This window comes from Fodinibius roseus, from assembly GCF_900129315.1.
Lineage (GTDB): Bacteria > Bacteroidota > Rhodothermia > Balneolales > Balneolaceae > Fodinibius > Fodinibius roseus.
Genome location: NZ_FQUS01000008.1, coordinates 126,276 through 148,484, shown reverse-complemented (window position 1 = coordinate 148,484; position 22,209 = coordinate 126,276). Strand labels below are relative to the sequence as shown.

General features: G+C 50.5%; 20 protein-coding genes. 10 read left to right on the top strand and 10 right to left on the bottom strand.

Annotated features, from left to right (window positions below; all coding sequences use genetic code 11):
* Positions 1–77 precede the first annotated feature (77 nt).
* From BUB16_RS09385 to BUB16_RS09375, 3 genes are all read right to left on the bottom strand, one after another.
* Positions 78–1,211 carry a tRNA-queuosine alpha-mannosyltransferase domain-containing protein gene (locus BUB16_RS09385; protein ID WP_073062792.1) on the bottom strand — a complete coding sequence of 378 codons (1,134 nt, stop codon included), beginning with the start codon at positions 1,209–1,211 and terminating at the stop codon, positions 78–80.
* Positions 1,212–1,380: 169 nt separating this feature from the next.
* Complete coding sequence (gene mutL / locus BUB16_RS09380; RefSeq protein WP_073062789.1) at positions 1,381–3,231, bottom strand: DNA mismatch repair endonuclease MutL; 1,851 nt, start codon at positions 3,229–3,231, stop codon at positions 1,381–1,383.
* A gap of 117 nt (positions 3,232–3,348) precedes the next feature.
* A complete protein-coding gene (locus BUB16_RS09375; RefSeq protein WP_073062785.1) occupies positions 3,349–3,549 on the bottom strand; it encodes a hypothetical protein in 201 nt (66 codons plus the stop codon).
* A gap of 272 nt (positions 3,550–3,821) precedes the next feature.
* Between BUB16_RS09375 and icd the strand changes: the two genes are divergently transcribed.
* Positions 3,822–5,069 carry an NADP-dependent isocitrate dehydrogenase gene (icd, locus tag BUB16_RS09370; RefSeq protein ID WP_073062782.1) on the top strand — a complete coding sequence of 416 codons (1,248 nt, stop codon included), beginning with the start codon at positions 3,822–3,824 and terminating at the stop codon, positions 5,067–5,069.
* Positions 5,070–5,575: 506 nt separating this feature from the next.
* On the opposite strand, the gene BUB16_RS09365 is transcribed toward icd, so the two are convergent.
* The 6 genes from BUB16_RS09365 to uvrC form a co-directional block, all read right to left on the bottom strand.
* Positions 5,576–6,142, bottom strand: coding sequence for a hypothetical protein (locus tag BUB16_RS09365; protein ID WP_073062779.1), 567 nt, complete (start codon positions 6,140–6,142; stop codon positions 5,576–5,578).
* A gap of 454 nt (positions 6,143–6,596) precedes the next feature.
* On the bottom strand, positions 6,597–7,799 hold the full coding sequence (locus BUB16_RS09360; protein ID WP_073062776.1) for a S1C family serine protease: 1,203 nt from the start codon (positions 7,797–7,799) through the stop codon (positions 6,597–6,599).
* Complete coding sequence (gene recO / locus BUB16_RS09355) at positions 7,796–8,539, bottom strand: DNA repair protein RecO (RefSeq protein ID WP_073062774.1); 744 nt, start codon at positions 8,537–8,539, stop codon at positions 7,796–7,798. The genes BUB16_RS09360 and recO overlap by 4 nt, the downstream gene beginning before the upstream one ends.
* Before the next feature lie 367 nt (positions 8,540–8,906).
* Positions 8,907–9,569: a hypothetical protein gene (locus tag BUB16_RS09350; protein WP_073062771.1), complete on the bottom strand. Its 663-nt coding sequence runs from the start codon at positions 9,567–9,569 to the stop codon at positions 8,907–8,909.
* Positions 9,553–10,200 (bottom strand): RNA polymerase sigma factor, encoded by a 648-nt coding sequence (locus tag BUB16_RS09345; RefSeq protein WP_073062768.1) that lies wholly within the window; start codon positions 10,198–10,200, stop codon positions 9,553–9,555. Before BUB16_RS09345 ends, BUB16_RS09350 begins: the two co-directional genes overlap by 17 nt.
* A 212-nt stretch (positions 10,201–10,412) precedes the next feature.
* A complete protein-coding gene (uvrC, locus tag BUB16_RS09340) occupies positions 10,413–12,281 on the bottom strand; it encodes an excinuclease ABC subunit UvrC (RefSeq protein WP_073062767.1) in 1,869 nt (622 codons plus the stop codon).
* Positions 12,282–12,603: 322 nt separating this feature from the next.
* Here uvrC and BUB16_RS09335 point away from each other — a divergent pair, with 322 nt between their 5' ends.
* From BUB16_RS09335 to BUB16_RS09300, 8 genes are all read left to right on the top strand, one after another.
* Positions 12,604–12,837, top strand: coding sequence for a hypothetical protein (locus tag BUB16_RS09335; RefSeq protein WP_073062765.1), 234 nt, complete (start codon positions 12,604–12,606; stop codon positions 12,835–12,837).
* Positions 12,837–14,315, top strand: a complete 1,479-nt coding sequence (locus BUB16_RS09330; protein ID WP_073062763.1) for a sodium:solute symporter family protein — start codon at positions 12,837–12,839, stop codon at positions 14,313–14,315. The genes BUB16_RS09335 and BUB16_RS09330 overlap by 1 nt, the downstream gene beginning before the upstream one ends.
* Positions 14,315–15,013 (top strand): RluA family pseudouridine synthase, encoded by a 699-nt coding sequence (locus BUB16_RS09325; RefSeq protein ID WP_073062761.1) that lies wholly within the window; start codon positions 14,315–14,317, stop codon positions 15,011–15,013. Before BUB16_RS09330 ends, BUB16_RS09325 begins: the two co-directional genes overlap by 1 nt.
* 367 nt (positions 15,014–15,380) lie before the next feature.
* Positions 15,381–16,328, top strand: a complete 948-nt coding sequence (locus BUB16_RS09320; RefSeq protein WP_073062936.1) for a hypothetical protein — start codon at positions 15,381–15,383, stop codon at positions 16,326–16,328.
* A 205-nt stretch (positions 16,329–16,533) separates the two neighbouring features.
* Positions 16,534–17,253, top strand: a complete 720-nt coding sequence (locus BUB16_RS09315; protein WP_073062933.1) for a response regulator transcription factor — start codon at positions 16,534–16,536, stop codon at positions 17,251–17,253.
* Positions 17,250–18,713: a sensor histidine kinase gene (locus BUB16_RS09310; protein WP_073062759.1), complete on the top strand. Its 1,464-nt coding sequence runs from the start codon at positions 17,250–17,252 to the stop codon at positions 18,711–18,713. The genes BUB16_RS09315 and BUB16_RS09310 overlap by 4 nt, the downstream gene beginning before the upstream one ends.
* Before the next feature lie 195 nt (positions 18,714–18,908).
* Entirely contained in the window at positions 18,909–19,781 is an 873-nt protein-coding gene (locus BUB16_RS09305; RefSeq protein WP_073062757.1) for a class I SAM-dependent methyltransferase, read from the top strand.
* Positions 19,782–19,912: 131 nt separating this feature from the next.
* Complete coding sequence (locus BUB16_RS09300; protein ID WP_073062755.1) at positions 19,913–20,188, top strand: anti-sigma factor; 276 nt, start codon at positions 19,913–19,915, stop codon at positions 20,186–20,188.
* Between the two features lie 114 nt (positions 20,189–20,302).
* Here BUB16_RS09300 and BUB16_RS09295 read toward each other — a convergent pair whose 3' ends face one another.
* The gene (locus tag BUB16_RS09295) at positions 20,303–21,703 is read right to left on the bottom strand and encodes a DNA recombination protein RmuC (protein WP_084088155.1); all 1,401 of its coding nucleotides are present in this window, start codon (positions 21,701–21,703) and stop codon (positions 20,303–20,305) included.
* A 67-nt stretch (positions 21,704–21,770) separates the two neighbouring features.
* Here BUB16_RS09295 and BUB16_RS21470 point away from each other — a divergent pair, with 67 nt between their 5' ends.
* The gene (locus tag BUB16_RS21470; protein ID WP_170864341.1) at positions 21,771–21,938 is read left to right on the top strand and encodes a hypothetical protein; all 168 of its coding nucleotides are present in this window, start codon (positions 21,771–21,773) and stop codon (positions 21,936–21,938) included.
* The last annotated feature ends 271 nt before the right edge of the window (positions 21,939–22,209 follow it).

The window sequence follows — 22,209 nt, the reverse complement described above, 5'->3', positions numbered from 1 at the left end:
CGCGAATGCGCCGGCAAGTGAGCAGTGACAATAATTGAAGGTAAGGGGACACATTTCGACTCATTCTCAGAGGTCTCCTATGACAACGCCGAAGAGATCCTCATCCGGCTGCACTCTTCAAAGACGGCATCGTACTCATCAATACGGTGCGACCAGTCCAAATGCCGGTTAATATTCTGCAGCGAGGCTTTTGGCAGCGGATCCGTCTCTTGGGTAAGCAGGTCCTTGAGATAATGAAACAGGTCGTCTTCGGTATCATAGAGGACGGGCGCATGCAGCAGCGGCCGGTGCAGGCTTTTCGGAATCAGCTCCGGGTAATGCAGGCGGTTGGGCAGCAGCGGGTGACAGCCACAATAAATGGCCTCCATGATGGCTACACAGAAAAACTCGTACGTCGCCGTGGATACCACGATATCCCCTTTATGGAGCAGCCGGCTGTAGCTTTCCTTGTTTTCCACATAGCCGAAATGGGTAATATGTCGCCCGTACCGTTCCCATGCCTTTTCAAATTCTTCGGGTTTTTCATGCTGGGTATCCCCTGCAAGGATTAAGTCGAACGTAAGATCGATATCATTCAGGCGGTTGAGCACCCGGAAAAACATGGCCGGGTTGCGATCGAACTGCCAGCGCTGATTCCAGACAATGACCGGGTGCTCATTCGACTCCCGCTGGTCGGGCTGGGCATCAAAACGCTTTAAATCGAGACCGGGATACATGACGATGCTTTTGTCGGCAATTTTGTCGACCGGGTAATAGTGCTTGTCGTCGGGATACTGCTCCAAAAATTCAGGCAATGCCTGCAGAAAGTCATTCCGGTGGAACCGCGACGAGAAGATCAGCCGGTCGGCCGAAAGCATACTCAAATAATTCAGGTAACAGTACGTCTGGTCCCGCTCCTCTCCCTCCGGCATCGGCTGGGTGAACTGGTTTTCATGCATGTACATCACCTTGGGCACCTCCGAAAACCGGGGATTCGTCAGCGACAAAAAAGAAGGCAGGTCCGTCATACTGCTTACCAGCAGCAGATCGATATTCACTTTCACTTCCCGGGCCATCCCCGCCAGCACAACCGAATTCCCGTGCATGCGCCACTTCCTTCCCTTGTAACTCAGGTTTACAGGAATCACCTCGTGACGCGAATGCTCCCGGAGTCCTTTCAAAAAGGCTTTATGAGAACCGCTGTAAAAAGGTTCAACCGCTAAAATGTTCATGAAAATTGTTGACTTATAGTTTTTTTAAGTACCCCGATGGTGTTTTTTTCCGGCTCATTCGGGAACACACGCTGTTTCCCGGGCAGCCTGAATGAACAAAGCGATAAGATAAGTGATTCAAACAATAATCCTATGCCTCATTCATTTAACGGGCTAACCATCCCTCTCTTCACCGGAAACGGGATTCGATCTCTTCTAACGGAATATACTCGAGCGTCGGTTTCTCCAACGGATCTTTATACGGCTCGTCACAGGCAAAAAGCTGGTCCAGCAAGTTCTCCATCTCCATATCCGTCAGTTTTTTTCCTTTTGGAATAGCCGTCTTTGAAGCAAAGGCGATCGCCAGCTTCTTGCGCTCATCCAGCTCTACTTTGCCTCCCAGTTCGCGATACTGCTGCAACATAGACTTCAACACGGATTGTTCATCTCCTATATCGATATCGGCCGGCACGCCACTTATCATGGCCGTATTGCCGCTCAGCAGCTGAACATTAAATCCCATACGCTGTAGTATAGGGTGCAGCTCTTCGAGGAGCGAAAATTCTGAGGCGGAGAACTCGATATTCTGAGAAAAAAGGAGCTGCTGGGTGCTGGGAATCGCCTCCTCGGTAGCGCTCAATGCCTTCTCATAGACGATACGCTTGTGGGCCGCGTGCTGGTCAATCATACAGAGTCCCGACCGCGTCTGAGTCAGGATATACCGGTCATGCAGCTGCCAGAACCCTCGTTCGCGCATGCGGTCGGGCTGCTGACTGCGTTCCTCCTGCTGTCTCTTCTTAGAGGAGGTATCGGCTTGTTCTCCAAAATCATACAGCTGCTGTGAAAAGTCTTTATTTTGTTGTGGTGGTTTCGACCGGTCGGAATTGATCCGCGAGGGAAATTTCATCGGTCCGCTTTCCCGGCTCCGCTTCTGGGTGGGTCCCCCGAAATTAATATCAGAAGCGAACCCTCCCGAAGAGCGACTTTGCGGCGAATAGTCGCTGTGTTCCGGCACCTCCGGGACCAGGAACTGCTCATTCAGTGCTTTTTTTACCACCGACTTTGTCAGCTTGATCACGCTGCGTTCATCTTCAAACTTGACCTCCTCTTTGGCCGGGTGTACATTGACATCCACCTGGGCGGGATCAACGCTCAGGAAGATAGCATAGAACGGATACTCCTTCTCTCCGGTCCACCGGTCATAGATCTTCAAAATCACATGCGTCAGGTACCGGTGCTGAAACGGGCGGCCATTCACAAAAAGAAACTGTTCCCCGCGACTTTTTTTCGTCAGCTTCGGGTCTGCCAGGACCCCGCGGACCGTCAGGTAGCTTGTCTCTTCCTCAAATTGAATAAGACTGGCCTTATAGCTTTTGCCGAACATCTCGGCAATGCGCTCTTTCAGCGGCTGCTCTTTCGGCAGGTCGTAAATCGTATCCGTATCCGCAACAAGTTCAAACCCCAGCTCCGGGTTTGCCAGGGCCGCCTGCTGAACCGTTCTGAGAATATGCCGGAATTCAGTGGCATCCGTCTTTAAAAACTGCCGGCGGGCCCGCACGTTATAGAAGAGGTTGCGTATGGCTACCGAGGTTCCGTCATCGACTGCCGCCGGTTCAAAAGACTTTTCCTCGCCGCCCCAGATTTCGTATTTGTATCCGATATCATCACCGGGACGCTTGGTCTTGAGGGTCACCTGCGCTACGGATGCGATGGACGCCATGGCTTCGCCGCGGAACCCGAGGGTACGCACGCGAAAGAGGTCATCCACATCCTGTATCTTGGAAGTGGCATGCTGCTCAAAGCAGAGTCTCAGGTCTTCCTTCCCCATCCCACAGCCGTTGTCCACCACCTGGATGAGCGTCCGACCCGCATTTTGAATGACAATCTTCAGTTGGTCGGCCCCGGCATCAATAGCATTATCCAGCAGTTCTTTCACCACCGAGCTGGGACGCTGGATAACTTCGCCGGCAGCAATTTTATTGGAAATTTCGGGAGGCAGTGGATGTATAATGGAATGTTGAGAATCCGTTTCCTGGGTCAATGTACGCGCTGAGTTTCAGGTTTGGCATTTGTTATCAATACAGCGGAAGGATCGCTGATCCCGGCGGGGAATATTATATATAAATAAGGGTCTTATGAATCTACACAGTAAGGTCCGTTATAGCAGATACATAATATAGAGTACCAGCGATAACCCCAGGGCATACAGCATAACCGAACGTCCCTGGTGATATTTCTTGTGCTTGCGTTCAATCCTTAATCGCTCTCTTCGGCTTTTCTCCTTTTCAGGATCATGATGGCGAAATTGATAATTAAATTTCCTGGGCTTGGGACGGTGCCCGAACATTGGCGTAATCATGGGGGCCTCCTTTCAAGTTGGCATAGAAGTTTTCCATTAATCCCTAATAATATAACCAGAAAAATTGTGAAAATGCAGCAGTTCCATTTTCTTTATTTTCAGGCTGGATTATTCACAAAAAAAGACCCAATTAGATGCTAAGGCTTTAACAAATAATAGGATAACGAAGCATTCCATATTATTCATGAATAATCCAGGTCAGGCTGTGCACCTGCTCTTTTTTTTTGGTATACTTATAGGCAAATAAAATTCAAATATATTGCTGAACACACATGAGTTACGACAAAATTACTGCTCCCGAAACGGGCACAAAAGTTGAAAAAAAATCCGACGGTTCACTCAAAGTCGGTGATAATCCTATTATCCCTTTTATTGAGGGAGATGGTATCGGCATCGATATCACCCCCACGATGCGCCATGTCCTGGACAGCGCTGTTGAAAAAGCGTACGACGGACAGAAAGAAATTGAATGGTTTGAAATTTATGCCGGTGAAAAAGCCCTCAAATTTTACGGGGACGATCACTGGCTGCCTGAAGATACGCTCAAGGCGATTGAAGAGTATAAAATCGCCATCAAGGGACCCTTGACGACTCCGGTGGGCGGAGGGATTCGTTCGCTGAACGTTGCTATCCGCCAGAAACTGGATCTCTTTGCCTGTGTCCGCCCGGTCAGGTATTACAAAGGCACGCCCAGCCCCGTAAAGCATCCCGAAAAAACCGATATGGTCATCTTCCGGGAAAATACCGAAGATATCTATGCCGGCATCGAATACCAGACAGGCACAGAGAAGAACGAAAAACTCAAAAACTTTTTGATAAATGAACTGGGAGTCGATCAAATTCGCTTTCCCGATACCACTTCCCTCGGAATTAAGCCCATTTCCATTGAGGGGACCAAGCGCCTCGTCCGCTCTGCCATCGACTATGCCCTCGAGACCGGCCGCGACAGCGTAACCCTGGTCCACAAAGGCAATATCATGAAGTTTACAGAAGGCAGCTTCAAGGAGTGGGGCTACGAAGTGGCGCGCGAAGAATATGATGCGGAAGTCATTGGCGAAGGACCCTGGTGCAAGCTTCCAAACGGACTGGTTGTCAAAGATGTCATTGCGGACGCCTTCCTGCAGCAGATTTTAACCCGTCCCGACGAATATGATGTCATCGCTACGATGAATCTCAACGGCGACTACATTTCGGATGCGCTTGCTGCCTGCGTAGGCGGAATCGGCATCGCTCCGGGCGCCAACATTAACTACAATACCGGCCTGGCTGTCTTTGAAGCGACCCACGGGACTGCACCCAAGTATACGGGGCAAGATAAGGTAAATCCGGGATCGCTTATCCTTTCCGGGGTGATCATGCTGCGCTACATGGGCTGGAATGAAGCTGCAGACCTCATAGAGAAAGGGATCGAGGCTTCCATCAGCCAGAAGCAGGTAACCTATGATTTCGAACGCCTGATGGAAGGAGCTACGCTCTTGAAATGCTCCGAATTCGGCGATAAAATTGTTGAGAATATGTAATATAATAACTGAGCCCGAGGCAAGAGCCATCGGGATATTAGCAATAGCTCTGATATATAGCATATATCCCTATTCTCAGCTTTCATTCTCCAAAACCCGCAAAATTTTCACAATTTTGCGGGTTTCTTTTTTTAAAGGAAGGGGCTTTCCAACACAGGCGTCTATCCAGAATTGTGCTCAGGATCTGCTGCAGGAAATAGCGTTACCAGCATCTAAGGCACCATTGCAACAGATACGGAAAAACTGTGCCTGCCCCGACTGCCGCCGGGGGTGTTCAGTATGAAATGGCAGGGTTTTCAAAAACTCTTTTTATATAAAAAACATGGACCGCGGGATTACTACGCCTTCGAAGGATTGGGATGAGAGAACGATGCATAGTATTTAGAGACTTCTTTCCGGGATCTTCGGATGCTTGCGGCGGCGGGAAGTTATCAAACAGGCAGACCGACTGATGAGCTTCGTAACAATCATTCCGGGAATGTCGGTTGAAAAATGCGCAGTACGAGCTAAAATTCCTGAAATGCCCCCGACTGTTTCATGGCATTCCAGGTCTCCGCATGCGCGGACATTCGCTTATTCAACTGCTCTATAAGCTCTTCTTTCGAAAGCTCGACCGCCGCCAGCCCCCGCATGCTGCTCTGCCCTTCCACCGGCATCGTACCGGTTTGCAGTGTTGTTACCGTCTCATCCACCGCGCCGTCAGCCTTACGGAGGTCAACCAAAAAATCGGCATTCGCCAAACCGGCCTCCATGCCCAACTCTTGTACGGCTTCCGCCCGTACGGCTTCAAGCCTGCCGGATATCGACCGTTTCAGCAGGGTTGTAGCACGTTCAGCTGCTTTGGCCTCCGCAGAAGCCGCATCAGGGCCGATGGCGCCCGCATAAGCCTGAACGGCACTGCTGTCGTACATCACTGATTCTTCGCCAAACCAATCCGGCAGCGCGTCGTCTTTGTGTGCCGTTTCTTTCTGGGGCGTGTCAGGGGGACGAGTGGTATTCGAGGTGCCGGAACAGGCCGCAGCGACCAGCACTATTGCCGTGAGAATAACGATGCTTATAACAGTACGATGCATAAATCTTATTTTTTTGAGATTACAGCCGGTTTCCAACTATGGGACGATATTATCGCCCGTTGTCCAAGTCCCCGGCCCGGGTGCTCCCTCCCGAACATGCGGAAAAGTTGAACCTTCAAGCCGGTGCCGCGACCTGCTTCACAGTTCAGGTTCCGGGAATGAAATCCGGGCCTTAAGACAGCTTGAATAACCGGCGTTAAGATCACCTAAAGTTTAGATACTGTCAAGCGATCAAAAGGTTCCCTGCCGGTGAATGTACCCAGGATCATTCCGAGCAAGAATACTTTCATCCATAACCCATTTATCCTTGAAAAAGCTTTAAATAATCCTCAAACAGTTCATTTTGTCATCCAATAAGTGCCTCGGCCTGTCTGACCGCAGCACGGATACCCCGGACGGACGTGTTAAGGGTAAGGGTATATGGGATTGAGGTATTGTAAAACCCTTCTGTAACTCAGTTTTCCCGGGTCGGGGATTCCACCTGATCCCGTTCCAGCATGCCGAGTTCTACCCGCTTGACCAGCTCTTCTCCCTCGCGCCATATGGTAAGAGCCACGACCTCACCGGGAATTGAAACGGCTATTTTCTGCTGTAATTCATTGGATTCGTTAACCAAAGAGCCGTCGACGCTCAGGATCACATCATTCCGCATCAAGCCGGATTTCTCAGCTGCCCCCCCGGGGCTAATATCCTGTATCCGAACCCCCCGGATGCTGTCCATGCCCAATTCTTCTGCGGTAGCCGCATCAACCGTGCTTATCCTGACGCCCAGCAGCGCCCGGCGTACCTCTCCATGTTCAATAATATCTTCGGCCACTTTCATGGCCAGGTTCGAGGGGGCCGCAAAGCCGTAGCCCTGGTAGTTACCACTCATCGAAGCAATAGCGGTATTCACACCGATAAGCTCGCCGCTTGTATTTATCAAAGCCCCGCCGCTGTTTCCCTTATTGATGGCGGCATCGGTCTGGATAAAGCTTTCGATCCGCATCTGGTCCTGAATAATCCGCATGTCGCGACTGAGCGCACTGACGATACCTGCGGTTACCGTGGACCGCAACCGGAAGGGATTGCCGATGGCCAGCACCCACTCACCCACCTCCACCTCATTCGAATTGCCTACCGTGATGGCCGGCAAATCCAGGGCATCGATTTTCATGACCGCCAAATCCGTGCTCGGGTCGGTCCCCACGACTCTTGCCTCAAAGGTGCGCTTGTCATTCAACGTAACTTCGATCCCGTCTTCCACCGCTCCATCGATAACGTGGTTATTCGTCAGTATATACCCGTCGCTGCTGATGATAATACCTGATCCGACTGTTCGGGCCCTGCGCGGGAAGATTTGTCCCCAAAAATCCGGCTCTCCCTCCTCATGAAACTCATCATCAGGTATCTCCCGTTGACGGAGAGGCACTTCCGTTTCGATATACACCACCGTTGGCTTAACCCGCTCCGCTATATTTTTAAAAAGAAACCGGTCGTCCATCCGCTGCAGCTGCTCGTTTGAAAAAATGGGCTGACTGCTGTACTTGATCTCCGTTGCCTGAACCTCCGCCCGGTCATCCGGGGAATCCTGCCGGTAGATAGCAAACAGCGTGCCCAGCACCATTCCTATGAGGAGCAATAAAATTCCCGACAAATAACGATCACGTGTTTTCATAATGACTCCTGCAAAATATGTTCAAAGATAGCATCCGACGTACGGTCCTTTAATCCTTCCACATGGTATTTCAGATAGCGATCCAGGTGTTCTATCAGCGCTTTGAGCTCTCCGTTCTGAAACGGAATATCGAACAGTACCGAACTTTTCGACTGGAGAGCAATCGCCATAAATTGGTATTGATGTTCCGTAAGCTTGTACGCGTGCGGCGACACGCTCTCTGTAGATACTAAACCCGATTCGAGGTTCAAATAGTTCGTTTTTTCCGAAGAGGATGTGTCTTCAAGCTGCAGGCCGATCCCGACCAGGGTGGCCAGGCGAATCTGGAGGTAGGGAAACAGAAGCGAGGGATGAATACTCGTCTCATCGAGCCAGAGCAGCATTTTCTTTGTGAAATCGAAGAGCGGTTTGTTCACCTCGTTTTCATGCACCAGCTGGCTGATGAGCTCGACGGCTGAGGTCATCGTAGCCATCTTCTCAAAATCGGTACGTACGTTCATCGTCTTCTCAATATAACTGGCCTCACTGAGGAGCTGTACCGAACGCGAGCCTTTATAGTAATAGACTACATCGAGTAGATTACCCACTTCGATGAGTCCGGAAAATTTGCTCTTGGGTTTCTTGGCGCTGCGAACTATCAGGGCGATCTTACCGTGCTCACGGGTAAACATGGTCACAATTTTGCTCGACTCCTGGTAATCTACCGTCCTGAATATAATGGCTTCGGTGTGGGTAATCATTCCTTTTCTATCATCAACCTGTTAGAGGACCTGGCAACGCCATACTTTTGGGCTCGTCTCTACTTTTTCGCGAGTCCAGAATCCTCATATATTCCTCATATGCTGCGTTTCTGAATTCGCTCAAGCCGTAATACTGGCCAAAATGCCGGGTTTTCAAAGTCCCCATCAATAGTTCTATAGAAAAGGACGTATAGTACCCTTAGAAATGCAACCGGTAATTAGTAGCCCCCTTGCAAAGCCGTTCCTTTGGCCAATGTCGGCGTTATCGGCCGGTTGAAATCTCACATAAGGGCGATATGCTGCGATTCCACCCTTCCACTGGCCTTGACCTTGAACAATATTCCTGGTTTTTCAAAGGCTTCTGTTATTAATTTCCGGTTCCCGTCAGTTGAACGGACTTCACAGGCCGGTTGTTAATGACGGAATTCTCAATCAATTTTAATTTCCGGGTTGAACGTTCGATAAGTGCGTTAAAATCACCGTTGGTCATCTGATCCTCGAACCGGAGGACATTCTCCCGGTCAACCCAGGGTTCCACTTCCCGTTGATCTCCGGTCTGTTGCTCTTCTGCGGAATTGGTACTGAACATATTATTTCCTGCGTTGTCCAAAGAAATTCCCGCACTACCGGTTGTAGGCTGAGCGGACTGCGATGTTGAGGGAACGGACGCTGTTGACCGTTCTTTATCAGCCCCTCCCCCCCGGTCTACAAAAAACCATGTGCCACCAGCCGTTATCGTAAGCGCCAGCGTCGCCGCTACAGCATATTTATAGACCGGCTTGAACGGCTTTTGAGCGTCTTTTTTCTTTTGTCCCGCATGTTTCGCTGCCTGCTCTACAATGCGGCTGGAAAGCTCCGGAGGAGGATTTTTTTCGGGAAGCTTATCCAGCTTAGCAAGCGTCTGGCGCATACTCTCGACTTCGATAAGGAGATTTTCATCCTCCATCATCGCTCGCTCCATCAGCAGCTCTTCCGAAGGATCCATTTCCTTCATCAGGTACCGAATACAATCATTATCCTCGTTGCGCATAATTTTGTTCTTCTTGTTCTTTTTCTTTATCAAAAAGTTTTCGAAGATTTATCAACGCATACCGCATACGTCCCAGCGCGGTATTTATAGAAACATTCGTCAATTCGGCAATTTCCTTAAACGGCATTTCGTAATAATGTCGCAGCATTACCACTTGACGTTGTTCCTCAGGAAGCTCGGCTATATGAGTCATCAAGCTGCTCTTAGCCTCTTCTTTCTCAAGCTGTTCCTGTGCGCTGACAAGATCTTCATCAGGCAAACGATCGTAGAAATCAGTGTTTGATTCCTCGTCGTAGTTAGAACTAACGTCCACAAACCGTTTTTGTTTTCTTAAATAATCAATTGTTGCATTATGGGCTATACGCATCACCCATGCGATCCATTTTCCCTGCTCGTTGTAGGTGTCATCCATCTTTGTGATGACCTTGGTAAAGGTCTCCTGAAAGATGTCATCGGCCTTGCCGGCCCCTCCTACCATACTATAGATATAGGAATAGATCTTCGTCTGATGACGATTCATTAATTCACTGAATGCCTGTTCGTCACCGTTTTGACGGTAAAAACGAACCAGATCCTTATCATCCAGCTGCTTATATTTTTTACTGATATGTTTTGATTGTTCAAGCTTCATAATATCCTCACGCCTGATTTAAGAATTTTCGGTCAATTATGCAACTACCTAATACGTGCATGTCATTGACTATATCCATTATCAGAACAAAATTTATAGCCGTTATGATTCATTTGTCTACTACACAATACGTAATATAACACTTTTTGTTCCGTTTCAGTCAATGATCCGTTTGTATGGTAACTGTTGGAAGTGTTACTGTATATCACATGTTAATGTGATGCCCGCTTCTTCTGCTGATCGAAATAATCGAACACCCTGCGGCCCATGGTATTTCCTATATCGGCCTGCAGGTCCTCCAACGTAGCTTTTTTCACTGACTCAACGGATCCAAAGTTACTTAACAATTTTTGTGCTGTTTTTTCTCCAATTCCTTTAATTTCTGTAAGCTCCGTTTTTATGGTGCGTTTGGAGCGCTTATTCCGGTGAAACGAGATCGCAAACCGGTGGGCTTCATCCCGCACCCGCTGCAAAAGCTTCAAAGCCGATGATTTTTTGGGGATCATGATCGGTTGCGATTTGCCCGGTACAAAAACTTCCTCCAGTCGCTTCGCCAGACCGATAATCTCACACTCCCCATAAAAACCAATTTCCCGCAAAGCTTCAACTGCACTGCTCAATTGTCCCTTTCCACCGTCTACTACAATCAGATCCGGAATCTGCTGCTTTTCCTTCATTACCCGCTTGTAACGGCGGCTCAGTACCTCTTTCATGGAGGCAAAGTCGTCTGGGCCTTCCACCGTCTTGATATTAAATCGCTTGTATCCGCTCTTTCGTGTGCGAGCATCCACAAAACAGACCATTGAGGCTACCGGGTCGCTCCCCTGCAGGTTGGAGTTGTCAAAACACTCGATACGCCGCGGCAGGCGATCCAGATCGAGCTGTTCTTTCAGCTCTTTTACGGAATGCGGGATCCTTTTCCGGGCGGCCTTCTCTTTTTCGAGCTTTCGCTCGCCCAGCAGCAGCTTGGCATTGGACAGCGCCATGCGAATCATCTTGGCCTTGTCGCCGCGCTGGGGACGATGGACCCTCACCTTCTTGCCGCGTTGCTCGCGGAGGTACTGCCGCAGCGGCTCGTCGTTCGCCAGCTCGTCACTTACATAGACTTCGTCGGGGATGGCTCCGGCATACTGCCCCGTATAATAATCTTCTACAAACGACTGCAGCATCTCTCCCTTTTTCAGATGATCGATATTTTTCAGGAAGCGGTGAAACTTACTGATGAGCTTGCCTTCCCGCACTTTAAACAGCACCCCGCACGCTTCCGAGATCTCCTTGTCCACTTTTAAGGCAAACAGATCGCGATCCACCTGCCTCTTTGCCACAACCTTCATCCTGCGGCTGTACTTCCGGACCGCCTCGAGACTGTCGCGTATGCGGGCCGCCTGTTCAAAGGCCAGGGCGTCGGAAGCAATCGACATCTCCTCTTTCAGGTCCCGAACCAGCGCATCCGTGCGGCCGTTGAGCATGCGCTCCACTTTATTAACGGTTTCCCGGTACTCTTCCAGCTCCCAGTCACCGGAACAGCTTTCCAGGTAGTCGTCAAAACAGGAGTGCCACTTCGGGGCTCCCCGGGTACGGTCAATCGTCTTCCGGGAGACCGCACAGGTACAGAGTCCGAATGCCTTGCGGATGGTCTCGAGCATCCGCTTCATATGTCCCACGCTGTCGTAGGGACCGTAGTACTTGCTGCCGTCGTTAATGACGGTACGGGTGGGATAGACGCGGGGACGTTCGTCGTTGGTCACACAGATATAGGGATAGGTTTTGTCATCCCGGTACATCACATTGTAGCGCGGCTGATGTTTTTTAATCAGGTTGTTTTCCAGGATGAGCGCCTCGGACTCCGAGTCCGTGACAATCACTTCAAGATCATCGATCTTCTTAACCATCACCCGAATGCGCCCGTCATGTCCCCCGGAATCCTGGAAATACGATCGCACGCGGTTGCGCAGCCGTTTCGCCTTGCCAATATACAGCCGGCGGCCTTTGCGGTCTTTGAACATGTATACACCCGGTGAAAGCGGCAGGTGATCGACTTTCTCTTTCACCGCTACATCGGGACTGTGGGAGTTGCTCATGATGACTGGCGATCGACTATCTATCTTTTATATTAACCGGAGTTATTGTTTACTCCATACTTGCTTAAATTTAAGGAGTCTGCACCTGGAATGGAAACGCGATCACTGCCGGAAAGATTCTGTTTGCATCACAAACCAAATTCATTACTTTTGAAAACAGCGAGATAGTAAGGCCATTGGCTGAGATTTATTATCCGTATTACAACTGAAAGGGCACAATATTCTAATCGTGCACAACGACATATCATGGTTTATCTTTTTTTAGGCGATACAGGATAAATACTATTTCACTTAACTATTTCTGAGATCATAACAGCTGGTGATGCGTTCACGAAAGAAAATCTTTTTGGTGCTTCTGTTTATCATACAGCTGAGCATCATCTGGCCGGTCTATTCGCTGTTTAGAGGCGTTTATCCGATGATCCTGGGGTTCCCCCTTTCTTTTGCCTGGATCATTGCGATGCTTTTTGCCTCTTTTTTTCTGCTTCTCTGGTATTACTGGAGTGATCCCGCCCACAACCCATCCCGGACCTCCGACAAAGCAGGGGATCATTGATGGAAGACTGGATTGTCATTCTGATTATCTGCGGGATCTACCTGGCTGTCACGCTGGCGATGGGTATTATACCCGGCCTAAAGGTTTCCGACAGCGTAACGGGCTTTGTGGCCGGCGACCGCAGCATGAACCTGCTGATCCTCTATTTTGTGATGGGGGCATCGGTCTTTTCGTCTTTTGCTTTTCTCGGGGGGCCCGGATGGGCGTATTCGCGGGGGGCTGCTGCTTATTATATTATCGGCTACGGCATCACCGGCATGATCCCGATCTATTTCTTCGGTCCCAAGGTGCGCCGGCTGGGCGAGCGGTACGGTTTCGTCACCCAGGCCGAAATCCTGCAGGATCGCTTTAACAGCAGGACCCTTTCCGTGCTGCTGGCCATACTGAGCATCGTCGTTTTTATCCCCTACCTCACGCTCCAGATGAAGGGCGCCGGCTATGTAATCACCACCGTCAGCGAAGGCGCCATCCCCCAGTGGATGGGCGCCGGTATTGCCTACCTGGTGGTCTTGCTGTACGTCTATTTCAGCGGGGTTATGGGCGTGGGGTGGACCAACACCTTTCAGGGTATGTTCATGATGGCACTTGCCTGGTTTTTGGGGCTGTACCTCCCGTATAAGCTGTTCGGGGGCGTAGGTGCGATGTTCACCCAGATTGCCCGGAGTCCCGCCGTCTCGGAGTTCATGCTCCAGGCACCGGGACTCAATGCCGAGGGGAAGCCGTGGAGCTGGTGGGGCTTTAGCTCGGCCGTCCTGGTTTCGGCCGTGGGATTCTCCGTGTGGCCCCATCTCTTTATGCGGGCCTTCGCCGCCGACAGCGACCGGACAATGAAACTCACGGCCGTCCTCTACCCCACCTTCCAGCTGTTCCTGGTCCCCATCCTGATGATCGGGTTTGCCGCCATCCTGGTCTACCCGAATGTTACCCCCGCCGATACCATATTGCCCTACGTACTCACACAGCTTGACCTGCCGGTGGTTTTAGTGGGCCTGGTCTTTGCCGGCACGCTGGCCGCTTCGATGTCGTCGGGCGACGCGATCCTTCATTCGGCCGCTTCTATCGGCGTGCGCGACGGACTTTCACTGTTTCTTCCCGACCACCTGAAAACCGATCACCTGCAGCGCCGTTATATCCGTATATTAGTCGTGGTCATCAGTCTCCTCGCCTATTACTTTGCGGTCATATCGGAGGTGCCGATCGTGAATCTCCTGCTGGGATCGTATGGCGGGGTGGCCCAGATATTTCCGCTGGTCTTCTGCATGTTTTACTGGCAGCGCGCCACCGGGTCCGGGGCACTGGCGGGACTCCTGGGCGGGGTGTCCGTCACGATTTTTTTCCTGCTCTATCCCGATCTTCGTCCCTTCCCCATGCATGAAGGGATCTACGGATTAATCGTAAATATCCCCCTGCTGGCCGGCGTAAGCCTGATGACCAAACCGGAATCGAAAGAACGAATACAACGCTACAGCAACGCCTGATGAAACATACCCGAACCGATCCCGACATCCCTGTTATTTTTGAGGACGAGCATCTGCTGGTTATCGACAAACCGGCAAACGTGCTCTCGCAGGCAGACCATACCGGCGACCCGGATGTACTCACGCTCTGCAGGGAATACCTGGCACAACAACGCAGCGGCAGCAGTACGGTCTACGTGGGACTTGTCCACCGGCTCGACCGTCCCGTAAGCGGACTCATGCTGCTGGCAAAAACCCGCCAGAGTGCACAAGCACTGGCCCGACAGATACGCGACCGCACGATCCAGAAAACGTACTGGGCCGTAACGGAAGGAGACCCGCCTCCCAACGGCGTCCTTACCCACCACCTGCTGAAAGATCGCAACAGGAATGTGGTAAAAGTAACCTCTCCCCGACAGCGCAAAGCCAAAGAGGCGACCCTCTCCTTTGCCACCCTTGCCCGGGAAAAGGGATTACATCTGCTGTCGATTCACCTGCAAACCGGGCGTCCCCATCAAATCCGGGTGCAGCTTGCCCATGAGGGCTATCCCGTCTGGGGCGACTACAAATACGGTTCCGGGCAGCCCGACGGACGCCAGATCGCCCTGCGGTCCCTGGAGCTGGCACTCAGCCATCCCGCTACCGGCCAGCAGCTGCAGTTTGAACAGGCGGCCCCCGAAGAAGAGCCGTGGGTTTATTTCGCATCATTCCAATCATAATCTGTTCCACCCGTTTTCCGGTATACCCTGAGTTATTTACATATGAATGCGAAATAATGTCTACATATTATTAGCGTTTTTTATATTCCATAATGTTTTGTATATCATTCATTTAATAGAATAACTTCACCTATATTTTATCAGGAGGTCTCCTCCTCTTTCTCTCATTTCGATTACCATGAAAATGGGTCCGGGAAATGAAACCTTTGTCAACCTCACCTTATGTTATACAGAAGTACATCTTTTGTTACACTTCTGTGATAACTCTCCTCTTCTCAAATGGGATATTACCGGTGTTCTGCTTTAAAGAAGCAGGCGAATCATGGATCATATATACAAAATGAAAATCCAACCAATCCTCAATACCATGAAGAACAAATTACCATCACTCAACTATCTGTTCGTGTTTTTGCTGTTGGCAGCTTTTGGAATCGACGGCTGTAAAGATGACCCCTCGGGTCCGGAGGTGACAGACCCGGATGAAGCGCCCGAGGTATCCGTAGACCGGTTTAGCGACTCCGCGGGAACCCTCTTCCGGCGGAGCTCCAACCCCACCCTTCCCGGACCCGATGAACCGATTAACTTCGACCAGGGACCTTTTATCACACAGGGATACGGTCCCGCCGGCGAGATCGTCGAGTATTACAACTTTGATGTCCTCTCCACCCAGCCGGCTCCCATCTTTGTCCTCTTCCGCGAAGGAGAAGATCAGCCTGTGGACGGTCAGCTCAACATCATCAATGTCCTTCCGGGCGAAGAGGGATATAATGACTTCTGGCATGTCCACAAAGTCACTGTTCCATCCGGCTATACGGCCAACACCGTAACCAGCATGGCTGATATTCAACAGCGGGGATTTGAAATTGAGGAAACCGACATGCTGGTCAATTGTCCTGTTGTGCCTGAGGGTTCGACGGCCAACAAGCGCTTTACCGGGGAAGAGGAGCCCGGCCTGATACGCGGCTGGTACAAAGAACAGGTCGTCTATTATTTCTCTTTTGAAGAAAAAGCGCTTTCTCCCGGAGGAGACGGAAGTGTCCCCACTTCCCCTATTTATGTTACTTTCAATATCAATCCGGATGAAGAAGGAGGGGGACCTCCCTCGGGATTTATGACGGAACAGGATAGCGACCAGACCCACAATGTAGCCGCAACCATCCCAACGGATGACGACTACTCACCTCTCTGGTTTGTAAACATTTATGACAACGCCGATTTCGATATGGTATCCGACCTTACCTCGGCCCAAAACACTGATATCCTGGCGGAAGGCGCAGCCATCGTGAATTGTCCCATTGTCAGCGTTATGCCATAACCACCATCTACATTCATATTTAAAACAGACAGATAACAACCGCCTTTTACGCTTTCATTATTCGTATATGCAGATGTAGAGATCGGCTCTTCATAATACTACCTAATCTGATCCGGAGACTGTATCAAATGAAATGCATGCCTCCGGATCAAATAACTACCGCCACTTCCGCAGCACCTATTTTTTTGATATACTAATTCAGTGTATGGACACAACGGCCAACATACTAATAATCGAAGACGATACCGAAATAGCGCGGCTGGTTCAGATTAACCTCAAGGATGAAGGCTACAGTGTGGAGTTTGTCCAAAACGGCCATAAAGGATACCGGATGATTACCTCGGGAGACTATGATCTTATTATTCTCGACCTGATGCTGCCCGGTATGAGCGGAATCGATATTTGCAAGAAATTTCGCGCCGACGATACTTCGACACCCCTTCTGATGCTTACTGCAAAATCCGAGGAGTTCGATAAAGTTCTGGGCCTGGAATTGGGGGCGGACGACTATATCACCAAGCCGTTCAGCATCCGCGAACTGCTGGCGCGTGTCAAAGCACTGCTGAGACGCGCACAACAACCTTCCATGAGTGCGAGCACCAGCCGGGATCCGCTTTCATTCGGAAATCTCCTTATCGAACCGGTAAAACACCAGGTCCGTCTGGGGGACCGGATACTTGAGGTGACAGCCAAAGAGTTTGAATTGCTGCTGCTTTTTGCCAGGCATCCGGGGCGTACTTTCTCCCGACAGGAGTTGCTTGACAACGTATGGGGATACCAGTTTGACGGTTATGAACATACGGTCAATACCCATATAAACCGGCTCCGTTCCAAGATTGAAGAAGATCCCTCTGATCCGACTTATATAAAGACGGTTTGGGGTGTCGGTTATCGCTTTACAGAACTTGATGAACTTAACCCATGACTTCCTTCTTTAAGAGTTTTTATGGAAAGATATCCGCGATTTTCCTGGCCCTTCTGATTCTGCTGGGCGGTGTTCAGGCCTATTTGACGTACCGCACCTCCATGCAACTGGTTAATGAAGCCGATCAGAAACTGAACCTTGATCTCGCTTCCAACATGGCCGCTGAACTTGAGCCGTTGCCCGGCGATACCCTCCCTCTCGAGCAGATTCACCATTCCATCCATTATATGATGGTCTTCAATCCCAGGATAGAGATCTACCTGCTGGACCCGGAGGGAAAAATTTTGGCTTTTTTTGCGGATCCTCCCCAAAAAGTAAAAGCCGACTCCGTCCCTCTTGCCGCCATTCATTCCTATCTTCGACAGGAAACCCCCAACCTTATCCTGGGTCCCGACCCCCGCCAGCCCGGGCAACAGAAACCCTTTTCGGCTTCATCCATCCAGATAGGAGACCGGTCGGGATATCTTTATATCATTCTGGGGGGAGAGCAGTACGAGACCGCCCTAAGTATGGTTCGCGGCAGTTATGTGGTACGCAACAGCTTGGTGGCCCTGGTTACAGCCATACTTGCTACTGGGGTCATCGGTCTCATTATTTTCGGTTTTTTAACGCGGCGTCTTCGAAAGATAGCCGCCGCAGTGACTGATTTTGAGCAGGGAAATCATGATGTCCGTATAGAAGTCGACTCCCAGGATGAGCTGGGAGAGCTGTCCCGCAGCTTTAACGCGATGGCAGACACACTGGTTTTACTCATTGAAAAATTGCGCCGGAACGATCGGATGCGGAGGAACCTCATTGCCAATATCTCTCATGACTTGAGGGGTCCCCTCGCTTCCATCCGCGGATACATTGAAACCATCCAAATAAAAGGACCCTCCCTGGATAACAGCGAAAGGCAAGAATACATCGATATCATCCTCAAAAATACAACGGTACTCTCGAAACTTGTTGAAAACCTGTTTGAGCTTTCAAAGCTGGAAGCGCGACAAGTGGACACACAGATCGAATCCTTTTCCATTGCCGAATTGGGCCAGGATGTGATGCTGAAATTCAAACCGGTAGCGAATAAAGAGAATATTTCGCTTCGTACCGACATCAGGCGTTCTCTTCCCTTTGTAAAAGCCGATATCCGACTGGTGGAGCGGGCCCTTTCAAACCTGCTCCATAATGCTATTCACTATACCCCTCCAAAAGGGAATGTGGATCTTTCAGCCTCCGAAGTCAACGGAAAGATCCGGATTTCAGTAACGGACAGCGGCTGTGGAATACCAAAAGACGAACTACCCCATATATTCGACCGCTTCTACCGCGGTAAAAAGCATGAAAGCCGGTCCAAGGGCAGTTCGGGGCTCGGTCTCGCTATCGCTCAAAAAATCCTTGAGCTTCATCATTCGACCCTTCATGTTGAAAGTGAAGAGGGACGGGGCACGATGTTCTACTTTGACCTGAAGAAAGGCTGATGCAATACTTCCACGGGTCCGGATTTCAATATTGACGATCGATCTTTCCCCGATCCCTTACGGGTCGTACATCAATCCTGCCAGGGAATTTTGTTCCCTCCTGACTCCGGGTTCTCTTTCAGTTTATCCCGGTGAGGGCTGATAATAGCCGGGCGTGTTGGTCTTCATAGGAGAAACCGTTACATTTGCGCACTCATGCGTTCAAATAAGCTCAGTCAGTCCGCCGCCTTCATAGCCATCAAATTTTTCGGGTTGACAAGAAAAGCCGAATTCAGAGATCTTTTTGACGGGCACACCGTCCGGTTTTACGAAAAGGTCGTCCAGTCGCTGCCTTTTCCGTTGAAGTATTACCATCACTGGCTCCGGTTTCGCCCGGTACGCTCCTTTTACATTGCAGCGGAGGAGCTTTTTTTGCCCGGGGACCTTATGCATATCCTGGCGCGCAAATGGTATATGGAACAAATGGTCGATGAGCTCGTGGACCGGGGATATGGACAAATACTCGTGCTGGGCGCTGGCTTTGACCACCTGGGACTCCGGTATGCCGGCCGGGGGATTCCCTCGCTGGAACTCGACACTCCGCGCATGGCGCAATTGAAAAGGCAGCTTCTGGAGCAGCACTACCCGGGAAAACCGCAGCCGGATATCCTGCCGCTTACCCTGCCCGACCACTCACTCTCCGACCTCCTTCAGCAGCATATGCCCAACCCGGGAAAAAAGACGATAATCATTGCAGAAGGTTTTTTTGATTATCTCGAAAAAAAGGTTGTCACAGAACTGCTTTCAACCCTTCGCCGTCACTTTGCCTCACCCGTCCTGGTCAGCACCCATTTCGCACTGAATGAACTGTCCTCATTCCATCGATTTATCTTTCGATCGAGTCTTCGGATCGTCGGAGAAAAACCGGAATTCGGTGTTTCCATGAAAACATTCAGGGCGCTTCTGCAGAATTCCGGCTTCCGTATTCAGAAAGAATACGGTCCAGATGCGATCAGTGAAAACTTGTTATCATCCGTAAACACCGATTTACCGATGCTGAGGGGGTTTTATCTCTTTTCTGCCCGATAAATAATCAACTTTTCAAATAATTTCTTATAATCGGTCATTTGAATTGGAACACTAATGAATTCCTAAATGTTGAAAAAAGTGAAACTGAGCCACTCTAATTTACCTAAGCCATTCTCAGGGTACAAAACATTATGAATAAAGAAAGCCTCACAAAATATGAAGCGCTTGAACTGATTACCCCCGTTGTGGACGATGAGGTAAGTGAGGAAGAACGCACCGCTTTTTTTAAGTACATTGCCAACCATAAGGATGTTAGAAAGAAATATGAGTCGGCAAAGAATATCAAATCGCTGATGGGGTCTCGCTGCCCCTGCGCCTGTGCGCCCGATGCCCTTCGGAAAGAGATCAAGCGGCTGATCAACCAGCATCAGGATGCCGATCCGACCAATAATGATTCCATTTGCTGACGGCGGCGGGGATACAACCAAAAAACGACATCCAATTCCTCATTTATATTTTCATTCTCTCCCGCATCCTCCCCACATGTCCATTCCTGCGCTTTCACCCCGGGCCGTATCCTGTCACCGGATAGAGTCTCCCTCCCCGTTCTCCTCCCTGTAATCATCCCCATCCTCCTCTGTACCAATCCGCTGGCGATCGGCCAGCTCACCCGGCATTCGCTTCCCTGTTTTAGCCCCGAGCTCACGCAGCATCTCCACCTGGCGGACCATATTACCGCGACCCTCCGAAAGGCGTCCCATCGCCTCCTCATAACTCTCCCGCGTCTGGCGAATACGCTGACCGATATCCTGCATGCTTTCCACAAACAGCACAAATTTATCGTAGAGCGCTCCGCCGCGCTCGGCAATCTCCTGCGCGTTCTTACTCTGGTACTCCTGTTTCCACACGCTGTCGATGGTCGCAAGGGTGGCCAGCAGCGTGGAGGGACTGACCATCACGATATTCCGGTCAAAGGCATCGTAATACAGACTGGCGTCCTGCTGCAGAGCCACACCGAAAGCGGATTCGATAGGCACGAACATAAGTACGAAATCAGGACTGCGGCCCCCGTAAAGCTGCTCGTAGTTTTTGCTGCTGAGTCCTTTTACATGGCTGCGCAGCGAGCTGACATGCTGTTTCAATGCCTGGCGGCGCTCCGCTTTGTCATCGGCCGACGTAAAACGCTCGTAGGCCGTCAGCGATACCTTGGAATCGATGACCAGCCGCTTTTCGTCCGGCAGGTGCACCACCACATCCGGATGCAGGCGGCGCCCGTCGTCGGTGGTATGATGCTCCTGTATCTCATACTCCCGGCCCTTGCTCAGCCCCGACTTTTCGAGGATGCGCTGCAAAATCACTTCCCCCCAGCTTCCCTGAGTCTTAGACTCTCCTTTAAGTGCTCTCGTTAAATCCTTGGCTTCCTGAGCCATCTGCTTATTCATCTCTTTCAGATGCTTCAGGTGCTGCTCCAGCGAACTGCGTCCCTTGATATCCTCCTTGTGCGTCTCCTCCACCTTTGTCTTAAACGCCTCCATCTTTTCGCCCAGCGGCTTCAAGAGCTGGTCCAGCTTCTCCTTGTTCTGTTCGGTAAATTTCCGGGATTTCTCCTCTAAAATCTTATTTGCCAGGTTCTCAAACTCATCCTTGAACCGTTCCTGCAGGTTCTCCATCTCCTCTTTCTGCTCGGAGAGCCGCTCCTTCAGATTGCGGTAGTCCGCACTGAGCGAGGCCAGCTGCTTCTCGGCTTCGTTGGCACGGCTCTGCTCCTGGTGGTAAGTATTCTTCGCTTCGGAAACTTCGGCATCCAAACGCTCATTCCGCTCCTCGAGCCGGGAGATCACCTGCATCGCCTCCTCCCGCTCCTGCTCCAGGGCCTCCGCTTCTTCCTTGGTCAGAGGCTGACTGCTTTTGTATTTGAAATGCGCGAGGGCGTAACCCAGGATGAGTCCGAGGAGGATAAACAGGATTGAGATCAGTTCCATAGCGTAGTAAATGAAAAATGGTTCAATGAAAAATTAACAAAAGAATAAACTGGTGGTAAGTACCTGTATGTTGTACCCCTCCCGCAGGATGAGCTTCGGAGTTCTGCTAACCGCACTGGGACTCAAGCTCACTACGGAAGTCAATATCAGAGTTCTGGCATCCAGTTTCCAGTGTGGATTGTATAAGATAGGCGGGCGCGGTGACAGCGGGGTGGCAGGGCTGACCGAAACGTAAGGAATTTATTTTTATTTGAGAATGTCGGAGGCATTCGATTTAAATGATTTTAGCGGAGGTGGAGGAGCACAGTGTAGAAGTTAGATCCACCCTGCGAATTCAAAGTCGCCACGGAGCAAGCACCGGCAAGCCGTCCGCAAATATGCTTGTTTAAGCGAGCAGTAGCGAGTGAGTTTGCGTTTTGCAGGCCTGGCGATGCGCAGCCCAGGCAAAGTATTCTCAGGTGGCGATTTTTTTGGGTTCCGTTTTTTGGTCGTTCAAAAAATGGAAC